General features: G+C 59.5%; 19 protein-coding genes. 4 read left to right on the plus strand and 15 right to left on the minus strand.

The features are described from left to right. The first annotated feature begins 778 nt into the window (after positions 1–778). The 3 genes from XH79_RS39195 to XH79_RS39205 all read left to right on the plus strand — a co-directional run bounded on the left by XH79_RS39195 (position 779) and on the right by XH79_RS39205 (position 4,017). Positions 779–1,012 carry a hypothetical protein gene (locus XH79_RS39195; RefSeq protein WP_128948386.1) on the plus strand — a complete coding sequence of 78 codons (234 nt, stop codon included), beginning with the start codon at positions 779–781 and terminating at the stop codon, positions 1,010–1,012. Positions 1,013–2,074: 1,062 nt separating this feature from the next. After that, positions 2,075–2,704, plus strand: a complete 630-nt coding sequence (locus tag XH79_RS39200) for an FMN-binding negative transcriptional regulator (protein WP_128948385.1) — start codon at positions 2,075–2,077, stop codon at positions 2,702–2,704. 395 nt (positions 2,705–3,099) lie between these two features. Continuing rightward, positions 3,100–4,017, plus strand: coding sequence for a TauD/TfdA dioxygenase family protein (locus XH79_RS39205; protein ID WP_128948384.1), 918 nt, complete (start codon positions 3,100–3,102; stop codon positions 4,015–4,017). Between the two features lie 175 nt (positions 4,018–4,192). Here XH79_RS39205 and XH79_RS39210 read toward each other — a convergent pair whose 3' ends face one another. The 12 genes from XH79_RS39210 to XH79_RS39265 all read right to left on the minus strand — a co-directional run bounded on the left by XH79_RS39210 (position 4,193) and on the right by XH79_RS39265 (position 15,327). Then, positions 4,193–4,435, minus strand: a complete 243-nt coding sequence (locus tag XH79_RS39210) for a DUF2274 domain-containing protein (protein WP_128948383.1) — start codon at positions 4,433–4,435, stop codon at positions 4,193–4,195. A gap of 4 nt (positions 4,436–4,439) precedes the next feature. After that, positions 4,440–5,651 (minus strand): TrbI/VirB10 family protein, encoded by a 1,212-nt coding sequence (locus XH79_RS39215; protein WP_128948382.1) that lies wholly within the window; start codon positions 5,649–5,651, stop codon positions 4,440–4,442. Beyond that, positions 5,648–6,682 (minus strand): P-type conjugative transfer protein TrbG, encoded by a 1,035-nt coding sequence (gene trbG, locus XH79_RS39220; RefSeq protein ID WP_164937377.1) that lies wholly within the window; start codon positions 6,680–6,682, stop codon positions 5,648–5,650. The genes XH79_RS39215 and trbG overlap by 4 nt, the downstream gene beginning before the upstream one ends. Beyond that, positions 6,679–7,362 carry a conjugal transfer protein TrbF gene (gene trbF, locus XH79_RS39225; RefSeq protein WP_128948381.1) on the minus strand — a complete coding sequence of 228 codons (684 nt, stop codon included), beginning with the start codon at positions 7,360–7,362 and terminating at the stop codon, positions 6,679–6,681. The genes trbG and trbF overlap by 4 nt, the downstream gene beginning before the upstream one ends. Positions 7,363–7,453: 91 nt before the next feature. Beyond that, positions 7,454–8,680, minus strand: a complete 1,227-nt coding sequence (gene trbL / locus XH79_RS39230) for a P-type conjugative transfer protein TrbL (protein ID WP_271530252.1) — start codon at positions 8,678–8,680, stop codon at positions 7,454–7,456. Further along, positions 8,677–9,045 carry a putative entry exclusion protein TrbK-alt gene (gene trbK-alt, locus XH79_RS39235; protein WP_128948379.1) on the minus strand — a complete coding sequence of 123 codons (369 nt, stop codon included), beginning with the start codon at positions 9,043–9,045 and terminating at the stop codon, positions 8,677–8,679. Before trbK-alt ends, trbL begins: the two co-directional genes overlap by 4 nt. Next, a complete protein-coding gene (trbJ, locus tag XH79_RS39240; RefSeq protein WP_128948378.1) occupies positions 9,045–9,773 on the minus strand; it encodes a P-type conjugative transfer protein TrbJ in 729 nt (242 codons plus the stop codon). Before trbJ ends, trbK-alt begins: the two co-directional genes overlap by 1 nt. Next, positions 9,770–12,211, minus strand: a complete 2,442-nt coding sequence (trbE, locus tag XH79_RS39245) for a conjugal transfer protein TrbE (protein WP_128948377.1) — start codon at positions 12,209–12,211, stop codon at positions 9,770–9,772. The genes trbJ and trbE overlap by 4 nt, the downstream gene beginning before the upstream one ends. Before the next feature lie 10 nt (positions 12,212–12,221). Then, complete coding sequence (locus XH79_RS39250; protein WP_128948376.1) at positions 12,222–12,485, minus strand: VirB3 family type IV secretion system protein; 264 nt, start codon at positions 12,483–12,485, stop codon at positions 12,222–12,224. Then, positions 12,485–12,808, minus strand: coding sequence for a TrbC/VirB2 family protein (locus XH79_RS39255; RefSeq protein WP_271530253.1), 324 nt, complete (start codon positions 12,806–12,808; stop codon positions 12,485–12,487). Before XH79_RS39255 ends, XH79_RS39250 begins: the two co-directional genes overlap by 1 nt. Position 12,809: 1 nt before the next feature. Next, positions 12,810–13,724, minus strand: a complete 915-nt coding sequence (gene trbB / locus XH79_RS39260) for a P-type conjugative transfer ATPase TrbB (protein WP_208757083.1) — start codon at positions 13,722–13,724, stop codon at positions 12,810–12,812. A 268-nt stretch (positions 13,725–13,992) separates the two neighbouring features. Continuing rightward, positions 13,993–15,327: an MFS transporter gene (locus XH79_RS39265; protein WP_128948373.1), complete on the minus strand. Its 1,335-nt coding sequence runs from the start codon at positions 15,325–15,327 to the stop codon at positions 13,993–13,995. A gap of 573 nt (positions 15,328–15,900) precedes the next feature. Here XH79_RS39265 and XH79_RS39270 point away from each other — a divergent pair. Next, complete coding sequence (locus XH79_RS39270; protein ID WP_128948372.1) at positions 15,901–16,239, plus strand: KTSC domain-containing protein; 339 nt, start codon at positions 15,901–15,903, stop codon at positions 16,237–16,239. Between the two features lie 272 nt (positions 16,240–16,511). Here the strand turns inward: XH79_RS39270 and XH79_RS39275 are convergent, their stop codons facing one another. The 3 genes from XH79_RS39275 to XH79_RS39285 all read right to left on the minus strand — a co-directional run bounded on the left by XH79_RS39275 (position 16,512) and on the right by XH79_RS39285 (position 19,757). Beyond that, positions 16,512–16,877 (minus strand): hypothetical protein, encoded by a 366-nt coding sequence (locus XH79_RS39275; RefSeq protein ID WP_128948371.1) that lies wholly within the window; start codon positions 16,875–16,877, stop codon positions 16,512–16,514. A 28-nt stretch (positions 16,878–16,905) separates the two neighbouring features. Further along, a complete protein-coding gene (locus XH79_RS39280) occupies positions 16,906–18,363 on the minus strand; it encodes a hypothetical protein (RefSeq protein WP_271585195.1) in 1,458 nt (485 codons plus the stop codon). Positions 18,364–18,440: 77 nt separating this feature from the next. Beyond that, the gene (locus XH79_RS39285; protein ID WP_128948369.1) at positions 18,441–19,757 is read right to left on the minus strand and encodes a YCF48-related protein; all 1,317 of its coding nucleotides are present in this window, start codon (positions 19,755–19,757) and stop codon (positions 18,441–18,443) included. Positions 19,758–19,766: the final 9 nt, after the last annotated feature.

Below are 19,766 nucleotides of genomic sequence, written 5' to 3' on the forward strand. Positions count from 1 at the left end.
CAAAGCCCGCACCAAAATGGGCCGCGCCTATCCCGCTACTTCCAAAGAGTCATAATCACTGTGCAGAGCCACTAGTGCTTGCCGTATCGCCCAGCGTACCGTCGGAGATCGTGTAGCTGAAGCTGTCCAAGGCGAGTTGCCCCTGCCCCAGGTCGGGGAACGCGCCATTGGCTTTGGACACCACGTTTCCATCGATGCAATCTCCCGTACCCCTCCTTCAACAACCCTACACCATGGCCTCTCGACCTTTCTGGGTCAGAGGCGCATTCTTGTGGACGTCCATTTAGTTCGTGCGATAACGAGGCAAGCAGCGTTAACCGAAACCGACGAAACCTGATCCGCCGCGACCTGACGTCGGCGCAGCGCGAAGCTGATCGCGAAGCGGAAGGCGGCTCATGAAGGGATGCATCCGGAGACGCAGCACAGCGGGGATCCATCGCCGATCAAACCGCCAAAATGGCGGTTTGATCGGCGTGATGGATACCGGCAAAGAGCAGGACACCGCCTCGGACCGTCGAGCGCGATATTACGCGCGGCCGGAAACTAGGCCCCGATCTGGACCGTATCGCCGGGACGTCGCTGCACAAGCGCGCCCAAGTGGACGCCTAGCGGCGCTGCCCGACCGAGGCGAAACCATCGCCGGGCCGCTGCCGGCATTCGGATGCGGGCGTGGCTTTCTGGGGTCCGTGCAGAAAGACGGCGCAGGACGCCCCGTCGACGCTGCTGATCCTCAGGGTCGCAATGCTAGGAAGTTCGTAGGCAATTTGCTGGGGGCAAAATGGTCAAGGCATTTCGCAATACGGCGATGGCACTCACTTTTGTCGTGGTCGCCGGCAGCAATATCTATTGGAATTTCACGAACGACTACATCGCCTGCGGCCTTGCGCTGGCCGCTGGGGTCGCCGCCGCCTTTTGTGTTGAGCGTGCCTTCATCAAGTGGTCCCATCGCGAGATGGTCCGCATCCACGGTCCTGACTGGAGTTCGGCGAAGGACCAACAGCCCGGCGGATGAGGCGGATCCGCGGCCGTTCAGCATCGAGACGGTTGCAGCAGACTTCGATGGCGGCGGCTCTGCTGCCGTTCGCTGCGACTGGAAACGGTTAGACATTTAGCGCAGTGTAATTACGCTCCGAAGTTGCAAGCAGGCTTGTCACCATTCGGACTAACTAAGATCGGAGTAGCAGCGATGCCCCGAAAAAACGGTTCTAACGTTTTGACTGCCGCAACAGGAGTAGCGCTTCTCATTTTGGGAATAGCCATTCTTGGTTCCTTCGTTGTCGATATAAGAGCTAATCGCGTCGTCGTTAACGGCGGCGCGTGCGTACTATTTGGATTGGTTCTTTTGTGGTGGACCTTGGTGAAAACGGAAGCTGGGGGATCGGCTTCGAAACCGTGACCATGACGGTCACAGTGGTGACGGCGGTGATCGCAATTTTGGCGTTAAACGTCGTCCCGTGAGTGCGCGATAGAGTATAGGCTCACTATAAGCCAGAACGGCCGCGATGCCGACCTGGCGTGCGCCGCGTTTCAGCCTGCCGAGTTACAGGCGACGACGTCATTACTCGTCGTCCAGATCCAAGAGGTTCTCGCAAAACGTGTCGCCGGTTTCAGCGCGCCGTTCAGGATCATTTCGGCGATGCGGCCCGGGTACATCGAGTGTCGCGCCGCAAGGCGCCGCGTTGGGGCGCGACCAACTGGAGCAGGGCAGCAACCTCACCCGTTTGCGTCTTGAGCATAGGGCGATAAGTGAACGACATTAGGACCTCAATTCATTTGCAAGATATGTGAACAACGCGGAAGGCAGATCCGATGCGGGCCCGCCGGGTGGGCGCAGGTGATGAATCGCGGTGGCCGTGCCCGCGATCGAGCCGCGGATAGTCTTACCCAGCTTGCCCCAGCTGATCGGAAGAAGCTCTGCTAGCACTGCAGCAATGACGATAATCAGCGTTGATTGCTCAACTCGACGGGGCCAGGACGTAGTGGTTTTGAAACACGGTTAGGGGAACGACTGAAACTGGCAGTTTTCTAGCATATTGATTTAGGTTTATCTCCACGCTGCCAGTGGAGAGCCTTCATGTACATACCAGTCCCGTTTCGAGACGACGACATCGAGAACATTCGAGCGACAATCCGCTGCGCCCGATTGGCCAACCTGATCACGGCGACATCAGATGGGCCACTTGCGACCCCTCTTCCGCTCTTCCTCAATGAGAGCGAAGGCGAACACGGCGCGCTGTACGGGCATCTGGCGAAGGGCAATCCACAATGGCGCACGGCCCCGATTGGAGAAGCTCTGGCGATCTTTACTGGCGCGGACGCTTATGTGACGCCATCCTGGTATCCCAGCAAGCGACAAGCTGAACATGTGGTTCCGACATGGAATTACATCGCGGTCCACGCCCATGGGCCGATTGAGTTCTTCGAGGATCCCAATCGCCTGCTCGAGATCGTGACGCGTCTGACGAATATCCATGAGACGTCACGTGCGACGCCCTGGGCGGTCAGCGATGCGCCCGCGGATTTCATAACCGCCCAGTTGCGTGAAATCGTCGGCGTGCGCATCCCGATCACCAAAGTCGAAGGCAAGCGCAAGATGAGCCAAAACCGCCCCGCGGCAGATCGCATTGGTGTCGCCACCGGCCTAGCGGCGAGCAAACTGGCGCGGGACCAGGAAGTCGCAGCTCTTATCCCGATTCAGGACTGAAACACAAATGTGCATGACCAGCCAACAGCGCCGCTCGACCTGATGTTGCATCTACAGCTCTCCCAGGCTCCAGCGGTCGGGCCATCGATTACCTCGCGAAATTCACTAACGGAACAGTCAGCTCGGACTTACCGCACTGTTTAGAAACAGTTGTCCGTATTCTGACAGAGGCACAAGCTGGTGTCAGATCCAGTACAGCGCGCATAGTAAGCTAAAGTCCATTCGGCATAGCTTTCCCAGCGTCGCCTGGCATGCCCAACCATCGGCTCAGTTTATGGCTCGCGCCAAATACCACCGTTCGTTCAGTGCGCATTGACGGGTACTTGGCACGATGCTTGCTGAAGATTACTCGCTTCAAGAGGCGAGGAAGAGCGGCCAGGACTTGGAAAAGCAAGATGAGCGCAATGGCTTTGATCGGTGGCTTCATCCCGAGCACAGATGTTGTGAAACGTGCAGCGCGCATCGGTGCCGAAGTCAAAAATATCAAACTATCAGGCGATCTACCGGATCACGCGATCGCCGCGATCAGCAGCTTATTGCTCGAGCACAAGGTGATCTTCTTCCGCAATCAAGGACATCTCAATGACGCCGAGCAGGAGCGCTTTGCCGCTCGCCTCGGAAAGCTAGTGCCACATCCGATGCTCGGTGCTACCAAGGGGATGGGGTCGCTCCTCGAGTTGGATTCCACTCGCGGCGGCGGTCGCGCCGACGTTTGGCATGCAGATGGGACTTTCGCCGACGCCTATCCCAAGATTTTGGTCCTACGGGCAGTAGTAATGCCAACGTTCGGAGGCGACACCCTGTGGTCGAACACAGCTGCCGCTTATCTTGATCTGCCGCCGCCGCTACAACGGCTTGCCGAGGGCCTATGGGCCGTTCACAGCAATGTTTTCGATTACGCCGGGATGGCACGTGTCCGCGATGTCGACAAAAAACACTTTGACGAGGTGTTCACCAGAACAGTTTTCGAGGCCGAGCATCCCGTCGTACGCGTCCATCCCGAAACAGGCGAGCGGACGCTAGTGCTCGGCGCCTTGGTGAAGCACTTTGTTGGGGTCTCCAAATACGACGGACAAAAACTATTTGATCTTTTCCAGTCGCACATCACCGCACCCGAAAACACCGTGCGCTGGAATTGGTTAGAGGACGATATTGCGATATGGGATAACCGGGCAACGCAGCATTACGCGGTCAACGACTACGGGGACCAGCGTCGCATCGTACGTCGGGCCACGATCGAGGGTGACGTGCCTGTCAGCGTCGATGGCCGGAGTAGTGTAACGCGCCTGAAGGTAACGAATAGCCGCACCTAGACTCCAGCACTCTCGCGTCTGAAAACAGAGAGAACCCGGTAATCGGAGTTGTTCCGGGCAGACGCGGGAACACACTTTCCGATACGATATCCAGCTGTTAGCGCCAACTCGGCAGCGCCTGGGTTGATTACGGAACTATTTTGCGTCGACCAACAGCTTCGGGGACGCTTAAGCGTCACTGTCCTTCGTCAGTGGAGGGGGCGTGGCCTTCACGTTTCAGTTTAGAAAATCCTCGATCCGTCGCCATAAAGCGCGCCAACATGAGCGCGATGAGTTTAGTCGGATCGACCACTTGACCACCCTGACGCGTAAGCGCTTCTGCATATGCAATGAGATCACGATGCACGGCCGCAGGCAGTTCTGTGCTCACTTTGACGGGCTTGTCGTCTGGAAGCTCTCCTATTTTGAGTTTCGGCATGTTGTCACTTTCTATACGACGTAAGTATGAGGTCATGATTGACGAGAACGCGAACCGGATACCCGGGGCGCACGATCAGAGTAGGCTGAATGTTGAGACTCTGCCGAACGACCTGCTGTCCAGTTTGGCTTAATGAGTCGGAGGCGCCGTGTCGCAATGCCTGGATGATGGCGCTGTCGTTGCTGTTGGAGTCCGAACCGGCCCCCAGTTCTGTCCCGACCGCCAGAAACGTCGATAGTGCCGCAGCCTTAAAGAGTTCGCCCCAGTGATTGTCAACCCGATCTTCGAGGCCTGCATATCCTGCGGTGTCAGCGCCAGGCTGCCGCTCCAGAACGATTGAACGTCCATTCGGCATGATCAGCCGGGTCCAGACAAGCAGCACACGGGATTGGCCGAAAGTGACCAGGCTATCGTAAATCCCGATCAGGCGCGCTCCTTGAGGCACAAGAAGAAAGCGGCCGGTCGGCGTATCAAAAACATTCTCGGTTACCTGCGCTGTAACTTGGCCTGGCAGATCCGATCGAATTCCAGTGATGAGCGCCCCTGGAATCATCGTCCCAGCCTGCACGATGTATGGTGAAGCGGGTCTGGTGACACGGTCAGGGCTTACCGTGCGACGGTCGACAGAGGCGTTCACGAAGGCAAGCTTGCGGTCCTGGCCGTTCTGCGCAGATCCATCGTCGCCAGTGCTCGTTGCGTTCGGTGGCACCACGCGGTCACTTCCAACCGCCGCAGGGACGGGCGGACGCACGTCTCTTCCATTGGTCGAAGCGAACAAACGGCTGATACGCGCAGCTTCGGTCTCTTGTTCTCGACGCTGCTGGTCCGGATCAGCGCCGATCGTCGGCGGCTGGCCCTGGGCCGCGAGGATCGGTCGACCGAGATCCCCGGGGAGCGGCGGGCCAAGCTGCGGTATTGGCTGGCGCGGAACGCCAGCATAGTCCTTCGGCAGCGTCGTAATTCCGTCGGCAACATTGTGATGGTCGGTACCGTAAAGCTCATCGGCCGCCTGATTACGGGAGCGATTGTTCTGCAGCGACCACAGCACCGCTCCGCCGATGACAAGCAGGGCAAACGCGATCCCGCCGGCCAAGACCTTTCGTGACAATCTTGTCACGCGCGGATGCTCTGCTCTCAAGCGGAAACTTTCTGACTGCTCCCATTGTGTCTCCGGGGGAACTGCTTGCTCCCCATCGTTTACATTCCGGGTGTTCATGACGACGGCCTCCCGTCAGTCCTGACAATCCTGACCTTCTGCTGGTGCTCACCGCCTAGCCTGAGTTCAGCGGCAGCAAACAGCCGATCGACGATCAATACGTTGGTGTAAGCGCGATAGTTGACGAGCTCGGTTTTGCCATCCGGACCGATGACAAAGAGCGGAGGCATCTCACCTTGCACGATGCCTTGCGGGAATTCGATATAGACCTTGCGCCCATCGTCGTATGCAGCAATCGGACGCCAGGGAGGACTGTCCCCTTCGATGGCATAGCGGGAGATGCGCCGCGCCGGGTCCGGAAGAATGGGCCTCAGAGCGACCGAACGCGATCGTTCCCGTGCAGTTTCTGGATAGTACCAGGCAACAGACGGCATATATGGCCGTTCGCGGGCGCGGAGCTCGATCAGGTAGGTGCGCCGGTCGGTATTGACGACGAGATTGGTCTCGATCGAAGCTCGGGTCGGCTTGACCAGGATATGGACGCGCCGCGTGTCGCCGCTTCCACTCTCGGTATCGCCCACGACCCAGCGTACGGTATCTCCGGCCGCGATTGGCCCCGATCCCGTCAACTGCTCCCCCTCCTCGAGCGCGATATCCGTGATCTGCCCCGGCGCTGCGTAAATCTGATAGAGCGCCCCAGGACTGTAGGCGTAGATTTGCGCTGCGTTGAAATACCCCCGCTTGCGCGGTTCCACGCGGGCTGCGCCGTTTGCGGTCTCAACCCGGCTCACGGGTTCAGCGTCTTCTTTCCCTCCCGACTTGCCGCCGAGAGCAGGCTTCCAGAGGGGCGGAACGTGAAGAGGTCGCGATCTGTCGTCGAGAGCGACGGGCGTCGCCGGCAGCGGAGGAACTTCAGCGTCATAGCTGATCTCCGGCGGAATGTAGGTCGCGCACCCACCGAGCACGGACGAGCAAAGCAGAAGAGCGGATAGAAGTGCACGCTTCGAGCTCACGAACTCCGGCCAAGCCGAATTGAGCCTGCTTTTCTGAATGGAACATTTCGAATGAACGTCAGACGGCGTCTTGGTCACTGACCCAACTCCTTTGACCAGTTGATGGCGCGGACATAGACGCCAAGGGGATTCTTGCGCAGACGTTCGGCATCGCGCGGCGTCTCGATCACGATCGTTAGGATTGCAGTCCAGCGCTCAGTCGAGCTCAACGAGCCGTTGTCGTAGATGCGCTGGGTCCACGCGACCCGAAAGCTTTCCGACGACGCGCGAATGACGCTCGAGACGTCGACGGAGATTTGCGCCTTGCCAAGTCTGGCAAAAGGATCATTGTTGCGCGCGTAGTCGTTGAGCGCAGCGGCGCCGCGATCGGTCGTAAAATCATAGGCCCGGAGCCAGTTTTGGCGCAGAACGATGCCGTCGGCCGGCAGGCCTCTGACATCCTCGATGAAGCGCGCCAGATGGTAGGCGATCTGGGCATCTGTCGGTTGATAGTCGATGTTTGCCGGCGCGACCCTTTGGGCCTTGCCGAGATGATCGACCTCCACCACCCACGGCGTGATTGATCCCCGGCTCGATTGCCAGACAAGGCTGCCAGCGAGACCGGCCGACAGCATCAAACAGCCAAACGCCATTAGGCGCCAGTTCTTGGCTTGCACGCGCGCCGATCCAATGCGTTCGTCCCAAACCTGTGCGGCCTTTTGATAAGGCGTAATCGGCTCGGGCATGCGCCCGTAGTGAACTGATGGTCGTTTGAACATCGGGTTGCCCTTGATATCGAGTGATCGGTTTCAAGTCGTGCGCTAGGTGGATTTGAGGCGCTGCTGTGCGGCGGAGATGCAGTGGTGCGTCTCAGCGTTCTCCTTCGGACAAATCGACGGAGGAGCCGCTGCCACCGTGATCGCCCGAGCGGACAGCGTGGCCAGCGGCCGAGGCACCATGCCGAATGGTCTGAGCACGCTTCATGCGGCGCGCCCAATCAGGCTGCCCTTCAGCCGAGGTGCTCGCGCCTTGCTCGCCTGCTCGCCCTCCTCCGAAGGCAGCCGCGGCTCGACGCAAAGGGCTCATCGCAGCAGAGCTGCCGGCCTCCGCGATGCCAGCAACGCCGCCCCTTCGATATGCGGCTGATGCTCCGCTTAGGACAGCGCTGCCACTGCGCGCGGCGCCTGCAACCGCACCGCCAGCGAGACCGGCACCGCCAGCGGCGAGTCCCGCGCCAGCCGCAACAATGCCGCCAGCAGCAAGGCCTGTTCCAATCGCGGCCCCGGCGCCGAGTTGAGGTCCGCCCGACACTAGGCCGTTTGCGATACCCGGGCCGAAGATGCCGAGGCCCAGCAAGGAAAGCGCCGCGAGCACCAGCGTCATCGCGTCTTCGATGGTCGGCTGTGCATCGCCGAAACCTACGGTGAACTGCGAGAACAGGGTGGAGCCGATGCCGACGATGACGGCCAGGACCAGGATCTTGATGCCGGAAGATATCACGTTGCCCAGCACTCGCTCCGCCGCGAAGGCGGTCTTGCCAAACAAGCCAAAGGGAATGAGCACGAAGCCGGCTAGCGTCGTGAGCTTGAACTCGATCAGGGTGACGAAGAGCTGGATCGCCAGAATGAAGAAGGCGAGCAGCACCACGACCCACGCGAACAGGAGAACGACGATCTGGACGAAATTCTCGAAAAAGCTGATGTAGCCCATCAGGTTGGAGATCGAGTCGAGCAATGGTCGGCCGGCATCAAGGCCGACTTGAGCGATCTTTCCAGGTCTTAGGAAATCCGATGCAGATAGGCTTGCGCCCGATGCTTTCAGCCCGAGACCGGCAAAGCTCTCGAAGACGATGCGTGCCAGGCTGTTCCAGTTACCGATGAGGTAGGCAAAGACGCCGACGAAGAGCGTCTTCTTGACGAGGCGCGCGATGACGTCCTCGTCCGTTCCCCAACTCCAGAACAATGCGGCGAGCGTGATGTCGATCGCCGCAAGAGTCGTTGCGAGATATCCGACATCGCTACCGAGCAGTCCGAAACCGTTGTCGATATAACGCGTGAACGTTTCAAGAAACTGGTCAATGATCCCCGTACCTGTCATGGCTTGCTCGCCTCAGGGGTCGCCAGGTTCGGATATCCCTGGGGGATCCGGCTTTGATCCTTTGGAGCGAGCGCCACGCCGGCGGCGGATTCGTCGCGGCCTGGAACTGCGGCACCGTCCATCTTGCCAAAGAAGCGACGGCGGTTTTCGGCCCAAACTTGCTTGCAACGCTCATAACGCTCTGCTTGCTCCGCAGTGACGCTGCGGCAGGGCGCGAGGTCTGAGCTGGTTGCGTCTGCCGTTTGCTCCGCCTTCGGCGGCGGAGGACCGTCTCCGCCGCGAAGCTGAATCGTGCAGGCAGTGACGACCAGGACGCCGATTGTCGTAAGCAGCGACAACGCCGTGAATGCCCGGATATCGGTCATCAGTGGAACATCTGCACGTTGGATGATTGATAGCCCTGCCCTGGCGTGAGAAACCGCCGAAGCTGCTCGCGGCCTTGGTCCTGGGCCGCCGCGCGTTGCGCGGCTTCAAGGCTTTGCGCCCTGCCCTGCGCCGTCACGACAGCCGTGAGGTCGGCGAGCTGCTGCGCGTTCAATGCCAGAATCTGATTGCCGGCCTGTGTCGCCTGCAAGGCACCGATAGCGCCTTGGCTCGAGCTAGCGAGCGCGGAGGTCTGGACGCGGTTGGTGTCGAGGTTGCCAACGATGCCTGCCTGGACACGAAGCGCGTCTTGCGTTGCGGCATATGAATTCTGCCAACGCGATTGAGCATTGGCGATCAGCAACTGATCCGACTGGCTACTGGTAGCTGGCGCGTAGCTCGTCGAGAAGGCACGATCGATCTGCTGGACGTCGTAGGCAATGCGCTGGGCTTGGGCCAGCAATTGCTGAGTCCGCTGGATGGAAGATTGCAGTTGCTGTATCGACGAGTACGGCAGGTTTGCCAGGTTCTTCGCCTGGCTGATCAACATCTGCGCCTCGTTCTGCAACGAGGTGATCTGATTGTTGATCTGCTGCAGCTCTCGTGCGGCAGTCAGGACGTTCTGAACGTAGTTGTTGGGATCGAAGACGATCAGCGCCCTTGCAGGCGCCGTGACGCCCAGGATCAGCGCGACCGTGCCAGCAGCCGCCAATAGACCAAGACGCTTCATAGCAATTTCTCCAGATTGACGAGATTGGGGATCAGGTCGAGGGCCCACGCGACGTCACGGTGCTGGAGCCAAGCCGGCACAAAGCCGTCAGGTCCATGTTCGGCAAAGAGTTGCGCGATGACAGCCTGGTCGGTCTTGGAAGAAGCTGCCGTAAAGGCGAGCGCGACTTCACCAAGCCCAAGTTCGAACATGCGGTTGCCCCGGCGCGACTGGCAGTAGTAGTCGCGCTTTGGCGTTGCCCGGCTCAGAAGTTCGATTTGGCGATCGTTGAGACCGAAGCGGCGGTAGATGGCGGTGGTCTGCGGTTCGATTGCCCGTTCGTTCGGTAGTAACAGACGAGTTGGGCAGCTTTCGATTATAGCGGGCGCGATCGCGGAGCCGTCGATATCCGACAACGACTGGGTAGCGAAGATGACAGACGCATTCTTCTTCCGAAGCGTCTTCAGCCATTCGCGGAGCTGGCCGGCAAAGTCCTCGTCGTCGAGGGCAAGCCAGCCTTCATCGACAATGAGGAGTGTCGGCCGACCATCAAGACGATCACCGATACGATGGAAGAGATACGCCAGCACGGCCGGGGCAGCGCTCGTTCCGATCAAGCCTTCGGTCTCAAATGCCTGGACCGACGCCTCGCCGAGGCGCTCGAATTCTGCATCGAGCAAGCGTCCAGAGGGACCACCTAGGCAATAGGGTTGCAAGGCCCTTTTCAGGGAATTGGATTGCAGCAAAACTGAGAGGCCCGTGAGGGTGCGCTCCTCCCTCGGCGCCGAAGCGAGAGAGGTGAGCGCCGACCAAAGATGATCCTTGACCTCCGGCGTGATCTCGACCTTTTCGCGCGCCAGGATCGCGCCAATCCATTCCACGGCCCATCCGCGCTCTGAGGGATCATCGATCCAGGCCAATGGTTGCAGAGCCACAGGGTTCTCGTCCCCGTCAGACAGTCCACCGCCGAGATCATGCCAGTCGCCGCCCATGGCAATCGCGGCCGCCCGGATCGAACCGCCGAAATCGAACGCAAAGACCTGCGAGTTCGGGTAACGACGGAACTGTAGCGCCATCAGAGCTAGAAGGACCGACTTGCCGGCACCTGTCGGCCCTACCACGAGCGTGTGGCCGACGTCGCCGACGTGGAGGGAGAATCGGAATGGGGTCGATCCCTCGGTCTTCCCAAACAGGAGCGGCGGACCCTTGAAGTGCAGATCCCTCACCTCGCCGGCCCACACGGCCGACAGCGGAATCATGTGGGCGAGGTTGAGGGTCGACACCGGTGGCTGCCGCACATTGGCGTACACATGGCCCGGCAAGCCACCGAGCCAGGCTTCGACGGCATTCACCGTCTCGATCATGCAGGTGAAATCGCGGCCTTGGATGACCTTCTCGACTAAGCGCAGCTTTTCATCAGCGGCATTGGGATCAAGGTCCCAGACAGTGATGGTCGCAGTGACAAAGGCTTGTCCGATCTGATCGGACCCCAGTTCCTGCAACGCCGCGTCGGCATCAAGCGCCTTGTTGTGGGCGTCGGTATCGAGCAGCGTCGAGGCCTCGTTTGTCACGACCTCCTTGAGGATGGCTCCGATGGATTTCCGCTTGGCGAACCACTGTCGGCGGATCCTGGTCACGAGCCTGGCGGCATCGGTCTTGTCGAGCATGATCGCGCGGGTCGACCAACGATACGAAAACGGCAGTAGATTGAGGTCATCCAGGATCCCCGGCGTCGTCGCTCCCGGAAAGCCGACGATCGTCAGAACCCTCAAGTTGGCTGAGCCCAACATCGGCTCGAGCCCGCCGGTAAGCGGCTGATCGGCCAACAGCGCATCGATGTACATGGGAATTTCGGGTACTCGAACGCGATGACGCTTGGTCGAGATCGTCGAGTGCAGATAGGTCAGCGTGCCCTGATCATCGAGCCAGGCGCATTCCGGCATGAACCCTTCGACCAGTTGAAGCACGCGGTTGGTTTGGTCAATAAATGCGCGGAGAACCTCACGCGCGTCTGCTCCAACGGTGCGATCCCGACCCTCATAGAGAAGTCGTTCTGCCTTGGCAGCCCCTTGCTCCGGTGGCAAATAGAGGAAGGTCAGGAAATAACTGGACTCATAGTGGGTGCCCGCCTCTTCAAACTGAGCTCTACGCTCCGTGTCGACCAGCGCGGATGCGACATCCGGAAAGGTGCTCGGAGGATAGGCTCCTGCAAAATGTCGCTGCGCCTCGACGAACACGGCCCAGCCGGATCCCAGGCGACGCAAGGCGTTATTCAAGCGACCGGCGACGGCGACAAGTTCAGCCGGCACTGCGCTGTCGAGGTCAGGCCCCCGGAACTTCGCCGTCCGCTGGAACGAGCCGTCCTTGTTTAGGATGATTCCCTCGTCGACCAGGGCTGCCCAGGGCAGGAAGTCGGCGAGCCGCGCGTTGGAATGGCGATATTCAGCAAGGTTCATCATGACCGAGAGCTCAGGTGTTGAGATGACCGGGGATGCGCAGATGTCGGCGCACCACATCGACAAAAGCGGGGTCGCGCTTGGCGGCCCAGACGGCGGCCATGTGGCCGATGAACCAGAGGACCAGACCCGCGATCCAGAGCCGCAGCCCCAGACCCAGGACTGCCGCAAGCGTGCCGTTGACGATCGCAACCGATCGCGGCGCGCCGCCCATCAGGATTGGCTCAGTGAGCGCGCGATGAACGGGCACGACAAAGCCTGTGATCGCCTCATCCATCAGATCACCACGCCACCGCCGAAGGAGAAGAACGACAGGAAGAAGCTTGAGGCCGCAAACGCGATCGACAGACCGAACACGATCTGGATCAGTCTGCGGAAACCGCCCGAGGAATCCCCGAACGCGAGCGTGAGCCCGGTCACCACGATGACGATGACGGCGATGATCTTGGCGACCGGCCCCTCCACTGACTGCAAAATCTGATTGAGCGGCTGCTCCCACGGCATGTTCGAACCAGCCGCCCATGCGGGTTGAACTACCAAAAACAGGGCGCCGTAGGCGGCCAACGACGTACCTCGAAGAAAGCGAAATTGCTGACGCATGTCAGTCTCCTGCTGTTGAAAGGCTGTAGTCGCCGGTGGTACCGAGCCCTGAGACCGTGGCGAGCTCAGCGAGGCGACGGTCAGCGCCGCGCCCCGCCAGTACGGCGATAACGTTGATCGTCTCGGCGATCAGGGCCCGCGGAACTGTGATGACGGCTTCCTGGATGAGTTGCTCGAGCCGCCGTAGCGCGCCGACCGCGGTGCCCGCATGAATAGTGCCGATGCCGCCGGGATGGCCTGTACCCCAAGCCTTGAGCAGATCGAGCGCTTCCGCACCGCGGACCTCGCCAACCGGAATACGATCAGGACGCAGTCGCAGCGAGGACCGAACGAGATCCGATAGTGTAGCCACACCATCTTTGGTCCGCAGCGCCACGAGATTTGGTGCTTTGCATTGCAGTTCGCGCGTGTCTTCGATCAGCACGACCCGATCGGAGGTCTTCGCCACCTCGGCCAGGAGGGCATTCGTCAGCGTCGTCTTGCCGGTCGAGGTCCCGCCGGCGACGAGGATGTTCTTCCGTGCATCGACCGCGGCCCTCAGGATCTTCGCCTGCTCCGAGGTCATGACCCCCCTGGCGACGTAGTCGTCGAGCGTAAACACGGCGACGGCGGGCTTGCGGATAGCAAAGGCCGGTGCTGCAACGACCGGAGGCAAGAGACCTTCGAAGCGCTCGCCTGTCCCGGGCAGTTCGGCCGAAACCCGTGGCGCTCCGGCGTGCACCTCGGCGCCCACATGGTGTGCCACCAGACGAACGATGCGCTCGCCGTCGACCGCAGACAGAGTTTCTCCAGTGTCAACCAACCCACTTGACAGTCGATCAATCCACAACCGACCATCCGGATTGAGCATGACTTCGATGATCGCGTCGTCTTCCAAGTAGCCCGCAATGGCTGTGCCAAGCGCGCTACGAAGCATTCGCGCACCTCGCGAATTCGCCTCAGATTGAAAGGAATGGATTGCCACGGTCGTCCCCACCGAATGAGGGTATTAAAGAGCGTCCTCAGATGGGAATGATTAGAAAAGGCACCGACTGACTTGGCGCAACAAGCGCTTACGGGGATCGTAGATTGGCGTAGAAAAAGAAGGACTGGGAGCATACTACAACTGCTCGACCGGACGCGTTCGGTTCGGAGAGTTGTTGATCAATGCTCGTCGGCAAAGTTTAAACGTTGCAGTTCGCTGCTCACCACTCCGCGTCGTCGTCAGCGGGCACTAGTACTACCGCTTGCTCGTTCGAGATGGTAGGCTCGAGTGCGTCGGAACCGCCAACCGGCATGAAGAGTGGAACCGAACCCATCCACCGGTTGAGAGATCGGAGCCACGGTAGCGCGAACCATGCGAACGCCGCGATCTGTACTGTTACGTTGAGACTGAAGGCAATTTGATAGGCCAGGACGGACTTATGACCATCGTCAGTGGGCCATTGCTCGAGGACCAAGCCAGTGCCGTATTGGGCCAGAAATGCCCAACCGAAGTGCAGCACGTTCAAGGCACCGTTTGCACGACCGGTGAGTTCTGGCGAAAAGTAATCACCGATGACCGCGAAGCTGACCACGGTCGCAGTTCCGACAATTGCGACAACGGACCAAGGCAGAATGGACGGCAGAGGCACGCGCAGAATCAAGGTAAACTCGGCAGCGATGAACAGCACCGCGACAATCGCTAATACTGTTTCCGCTTTCACTCCTCTTCGTCTGATGTAATGGACCATCGTACCGAACAACCAGGCGCCACCGCAGAGCACGATCGACATCGTGAAGAGTTGCCCGACAAGGCTCGCACGATCGAGCCGCTCCACGTCCGTCAGCCACGGCGAGGCCCACAACCCCTGCAGGGACCAGGCCGATCCCACGCAAGTCGCTGATAACGGAGCAACTCGCAAGAAACGCCTGTCGCCAAAAACGGAGCTTAGCGTGACGCGCGTTGGTACTGTTGATGAGGCGACGACTCGTTCAGGAACCACCACATAGATGAGCACGGCCGTGGCACCAGTCGCAGCCGCCAGGATTTCGAAGAGCTGGCGCCAGCCGATCCAGGTGAGCAGATGCTCGGCGGGAGTCGTGGCGGTTACCGCTCCGAGGGAGCCCAGCATGATCATGTAACCGTTCAGCAAGGCCACTCGTTCTCTGGGAAACCAAAGAACAATGGACTTCAACCCAGCGGTCAGCGCTGCCGCTACCCCAAGACCGATCATTGCTCGTGAAATCAAGAGTGACGGCAATCCCGTGGATATCGCGAATAGGCCAGCACCTGCGGCGGCGACCGAGAGCAACGCACTTTGCACACGACGCGGGCCAAAGCGGTCTAGCAATATACCGATTGGGATCTGGGCCGCTGCGAACACCAGGAAATAGACCGACGTGAGTAACCCGAGGTCGGCAGTACCGAACCCGGCATCCGAGACGAGATGATCAGAGACCAGAGCGTTGATCGTTCGAAAAAAGTAGGAAAGATAGTATCCAGCAGCAAATGGGAGAAAAACGCGCACGATGAGACGCCATGTCCCTGAAATCCGCATGCTAGCTCTTCTTGCTCCTCTGCTCATTCGAGCCGATAGCGCGTCCAGCTTTTTGTCGGCTTGGCTAAATTGCGGCGGTCGTAGGCTGGCGTAGAAAAAGAAAGGACCGGCGAAGCAACTCGTCCACGTGGGCAATCAGGCCGCTGTTTTGATGTGACGAAAGATATCTCCCAGATCTAGCCGACAAGCCTGCCGCTCTTGTAAACGGGGTCCCAGTGAGACCTTCGCCCGACATGGTGCTTCACCAAGTCAAGGATTCGATCGCTATCAGCAGCAGAACCGTTCACTTCTTTCACTCGGCCTGCCAAAGCTCGTTGATCCACTGCCGACCGTCAGGGTTCAGCATGACTTGGACGAATTGCGTCGTCGTCCACGTATACGCGGTGCGGCCCAGCGCGCTGCTGAGCGTGCGCGCGGCGCAAGATCTCCGCCTCCAACTGAACAGCATGGAATGGGTTGTCACCGTAGATTCCCAGCAATCGAGGGCGACAAAACGTGCATCGGATGGGCCGATCACGTTGCCAGCGGCCAGAGGCTTACAGTCGCAGCCCACTCGAATGAATGAGCAAATCAATGCGCTACCTGTCTCTGATCTTCCTCTTGATGAGTGCCACCTGGGCCGATTCAGAGTCTGTCGATGTGAAGTATCGCGGGCCGGTTGAACTCAAACCCTTCACTTGCCAGGACATCACCCGGAGCAGTGTCGTCAACAGGCTCTGCTACGACGCTTCAAATCAGTACGTCGTCGTCCGGCTCAAAACGACCTACTACCACTATTTCGAAATGCCGAAGCCGATTGTTGACGAATGGCTCGCCGCTCCGTCCACGGGCCATTTCTACGATACGAGGGTTGAGGGTACGGGTAAGGACGGTCCATACGATTGCAGGACGGATCGCGTGCCGGGCTACTGAGACCGCAGGCAGAACCAGCTACCTTGGCCTTGAAGCATTCCGAAGCGGAAAAAGTCAGGCGGGATAGTATCGCCATGGTTCACCGCGCCGAGTGACGGTTGCTTTTCCCAGCAACAACACCAGGTCCTGGTTGACCTGTCGCTGATATCCTTTGTCACCATGAATTGCCTTGGCCAGCTCGACCTCCGTCCGGCCTGGACCGCGCTCAATAAGGTACTGAAGCACACGAACGGACTCGCCCGGAGCAGCCCTTCCCGAGAAATGTCACCATGTCAGGAAGCCGGTACGCCACCCCCGCCGTTTGGGCATCCGCGTTTGATCCAGTCTGCGATTTCGTCGATATCGGCCACATCGAAAAATGCCGCAGCATTTTGCGGCATACGGCCAAACAATGCGCCGGGATCGTCGGCAAAGTCCGGCGGGACGCCTCGCAGCGCCTGGACCATAACTGAATTGTCGGGATCGCCAACCACCACTACGCGCCGATGTTTGACCTCGCCGGTGGTGACAAACTCATTGTGATCCATCTGCCGCCACCACCGCCCATGCCCCGAGAGGTCCGGATCGGCCTGGACCTTAACGCAGCAGGCGTCCATGAAGTCCTGAAACTCCCCGTATGTATTAATCTTGCCGGCCATTCTTCGCCCTCCTGTTCGGCGTTCTATCTCACGGCTCCTGAAGGATCCGGACCAAAGCCTGCACCGATGGATCATCATCCAGTGCAGTTCGCGACGGACCCCTTACAGAGTCCAGGCTCGGCGAGTTCCTGGTTGCGTTCGCAGCACGGATGGAACTGGCCCGGAATGCTGTCGCGGCGATCGCCTGCTGCACAGGATCTGTAGCGTCGAAGCCCATGAAGGCAACGAAATCCCTGCCCAGCGAGTTGGAAACCTCTTGATGGCACTCGATGCAGCTTCTGCCGTTTCTCTGTTGATAGGTCTCCATCGTCGTGTTCGCGAGGGTGGATGAAACACCGGTCGGAAATGGCGTTCCCGCGTTGCCGATGCCGGGCGTGCCCGGTATTCTCGGCCACTGCGTCATCACCAGCATGTAGTTGGCCCAAACGGTCTCCTTGATGTCAGGGAGATTCCAGTAATTCCGATTCATCTGCATCGTTTCCGGCTGAATCGGTTGCGCGCGGATAACCTGCATCTTCAAATTCGGGTCGGGCCGGTTGGTCTCGGAAATCATCCCTGGCGCCGGCATCGGCGCCACTACCTGCGGCGGCAACCCGGAATTGAATGAGTATCGGACAGGCACGGCCTTGGCATCGGGTTCGTCAGTCCTGGGCGGCACATTGTCGACGTGCTCGAAAGAACTCCAGATCCATTGTGGCCTCAACTTCGTCTTGATGACGATATGAAATCCGACCAGCGCAATTTCATGTTCATTGCAGACGACTGTCCCCTGCTGATCCGTCGCAACCGGATCGAACACCATCGCCTTGTTGATGTAGAAGCGGCTGCGAACGGTGCCATCACCAGGATTGAGCACGCGCCAGGCTGCCTTGATCTCAACCGAGCCATCCTTGAAAGTCCCAGGCTTCGCCGCCGTCGGCAAATTCTGCTTGATGTACCATTTGTTGTTCGGATCCACGATCGACTCAAACTGTTCGCGGCTAAAGCGGACCTCATAACGCGTATACATCTTGCTCTGGTCGATCAGCGGATTAGCCAGCCTCCCCAGCACGAATGATGCCTGATTGTAGTCCGCAAAATGACTGAATGCGCTCAGTGTCTTGGTCTCGTTGTCGACCCCGCCGCACGGATTCGCCCCCTCGTAACTGGTCCAGCCCTTCGGTTCTGGTGCCCCCGGTGCGAAAACCTCGTAGCGCGCCTTGTAGGTCTCCCACACGCGCGGTCCGCTATCACCCGGCTTTTTGGTCCGGTCCGGCATGCCGCGATTTTCAGGCCCCTCAAGCGCCGGCCAGTTCAGGGCGATGAAGGCCCGCCAACTGAAATTGTCGAAGCACGGAAACGGGCTCCCATCAGCGTCCGGTACATCGTCGATCCGGTCCGGCAGCACCTTGGGCGTTACATCCGGCGCTCCCTGCGCCGATGCGGCGTGAGCATTCATGAGAATTGTGGCAAGGAGAGCTCCGGCAGCGACAAAGCGCGTTTGCATCACGTATCCCTCCCTAGATCATCACTACACAATCGCCCCACACAGATACAGATTACGCCTTCCGCGTGATATCTCGGCTAGCGCAACGCGAACACGCCACTCTCTGCATTCCCGTCGACCGTCACGCGATAGATGTAGACGCCATGGCGAACCGCCTCTCCGCGGTCGTCCTTGCGGTCCCACACCATTTCCCGAGACCCTGCTTCGGGCTTCTTTTCATCGATCAGCGTTCGCATCTCCTTGCCGAAGCGATTCCAGATATGGAGCGTTGCGCGCTCGCTCCCGGCGGGGACTTGGAATCTGATCGGCACCTGCTTGTCGTAGGACGGAGTGCTTTCGGTTTCCGCGCGGGCGGCGGCGGCAACGGCAACCGGTGCGACGCCTTTGATTGCCACGTCCGGTGCATATTTGTAGATGGTCCGTCCCGCGGCGTATCCGAGATTGACGGGGTTGCCGAAGAAGCGAAATCGATTGATGAACTTTCCGATCGAATCCGCATTCTGCCAGCTCTGGCCGCCATCATTCGTGACGCTGCTCTTGCCCGAGGCAAAGTCCTCATCGCCCCACCCGCCGACCCAACCGGTGGATGAATCGAGGAAGCCAATGCCTTCAATATTGGCATTGCCGTGTACCGAAAACTTCGACCAAGTCTTGCCGCCATCCTCGGTCTTGAGAATGAAGGCCTGTGTCATGTTCTCCAGCGAGACAAATCCGAGCCGGTCATTCAGGAACTGAATCTTCCATCCCCAGGTGCCCTCCACAAATTGGGAGCGCATGTCTTTCAGACGGTCGACCCATGTCTCACCCCCGTCCTCAGTAAAGAGGATCACCGGCTTGACGTCATCATATGTGGGCTGCGCCTTGTCGGAGAAGCCGCCGACTACCCAGCCGCGTTCCCTGGTCTGGAAGTAAATGTCGATCAAATTCGACGCGTGCGTTGACATGTCGATCGCGATCCAGCTATTTCCTCCGTCGCTGCTCTTGATCACTGCAGCTCCGTCGCTGGGATCGTTGGTCCCCGAACCGTAGATGACGGACTGATCTACCGCATACAATCCACAGACCTTCTTTGGCGCGGCGGCCGGTAGAGTGACCGGATTCCAGTGTTCGCCACCATCCGTGGTGCGATAGAGGCGGAGCTCGGTTGTCAGCGTTCCGACGCACCCCACCTGCTCGCTCGGCCAAGCCATGCAGCGAAGGTAGACCGGCCGATTAGTCCCGGGGAGGATAGGTGTCTTGAACTTGGTCTCCCATGTCTGTCCGCCGTTGGTCGTCTTCTGGACGTATCCCGAGCTGTTGACCGCCCATCCGACAGTGGGATTGAAGAACCAGACATCGTCGTAACGCTGGCTGGGTGTCGCCCCCGTCGCCGTCCATTTCAAAGCTGCTGCCATTGTCAGCCT

It is taken from the genome of Bradyrhizobium sp. CCBAU 45389, from assembly GCF_028128625.1.
Classification (GTDB): domain Bacteria; phylum Pseudomonadota; class Alphaproteobacteria; order Rhizobiales; family Xanthobacteraceae; genus Bradyrhizobium; species Bradyrhizobium liaoningense_B.

Excerpts from the sequence above, each read along its gene's own strand:
- trbJ (WP_128948378.1), bottom strand. The coding sequence starts at position 9,773 with ATGAAGCGTCTTGGTCTATTGGCGGCTGCTGGCACGGTCGCGCTGATC.
- XH79_RS39275 (WP_128948371.1), bottom strand. The coding sequence starts at position 16,877 with ATGGCCGGCAAGATTAATACATACGGGGAGTTTCAGGACTTCATGGAC.
- XH79_RS39285 (WP_128948369.1), bottom strand. The coding sequence starts at position 19,757 with ATGGCAGCAGCTTTGAAATGGACGGCGACGGGGGCGACACCCAGCCAG.
- XH79_RS39205 (WP_128948384.1), top strand. The coding sequence starts at position 3,100 with ATGAGCGCAATGGCTTTGATCGGTGGCTTCATCCCGAGCACAGATGTT.
- XH79_RS39270 (WP_128948372.1), top strand. The coding sequence starts at position 15,901 with ATGCGCTACCTGTCTCTGATCTTCCTCTTGATGAGTGCCACCTGGGCC.
- XH79_RS39200 (WP_128948385.1), top strand. The coding sequence starts at position 2,075 with ATGTACATACCAGTCCCGTTTCGAGACGACGACATCGAGAACATTCGA.
- trbL (WP_271530252.1), bottom strand. The coding sequence starts at position 8,680 with ATGACAGGTACGGGGATCATTGACCAGTTTCTTGAAACGTTCACGCGT.
- trbB (WP_208757083.1), bottom strand. The coding sequence starts at position 13,724 with ATGCTTCGTAGCGCGCTTGGCACAGCCATTGCGGGCTACTTGGAAGAC.
- XH79_RS39210 (WP_128948383.1), bottom strand. The coding sequence starts at position 4,435 with ATGCCGAAACTCAAAATAGGAGAGCTTCCAGACGACAAGCCCGTCAAA.
- trbE (WP_128948377.1), bottom strand. The coding sequence starts at position 12,211 with ATGATGAACCTTGCTGAATATCGCCATTCCAACGCGCGGCTCGCCGAC.
- trbF (WP_128948381.1), bottom strand. The coding sequence starts at position 7,362 with ATGTTCAAACGACCATCAGTTCACTACGGGCGCATGCCCGAGCCGATT.
- XH79_RS39215 (WP_128948382.1), bottom strand. The coding sequence starts at position 5,651 with ATGAACACCCGGAATGTAAACGATGGGGAGCAAGCAGTTCCCCCGGAG.
- XH79_RS39280 (WP_271585195.1), bottom strand. The coding sequence starts at position 18,363 with ATGCAAACGCGCTTTGTCGCTGCCGGAGCTCTCCTTGCCACAATTCTC.
- XH79_RS39255 (WP_271530253.1), bottom strand. The coding sequence starts at position 12,808 with ATGCGTCAGCAATTTCGCTTTCTTCGAGGTACGTCGTTGGCCGCCTAC.
- trbK-alt (WP_128948379.1), bottom strand. The coding sequence starts at position 9,045 with ATGACCGATATCCGGGCATTCACGGCGTTGTCGCTGCTTACGACAATC.
- XH79_RS39265 (WP_128948373.1), bottom strand. The coding sequence starts at position 15,327 with ATGCGGATTTCAGGGACATGGCGTCTCATCGTGCGCGTTTTTCTCCCA.
- XH79_RS39195 (WP_128948386.1), top strand. The coding sequence starts at position 779 with ATGGTCAAGGCATTTCGCAATACGGCGATGGCACTCACTTTTGTCGTG.
- XH79_RS39250 (WP_128948376.1), bottom strand. The coding sequence starts at position 12,485 with ATGGATGAGGCGATCACAGGCTTTGTCGTGCCCGTTCATCGCGCGCTC.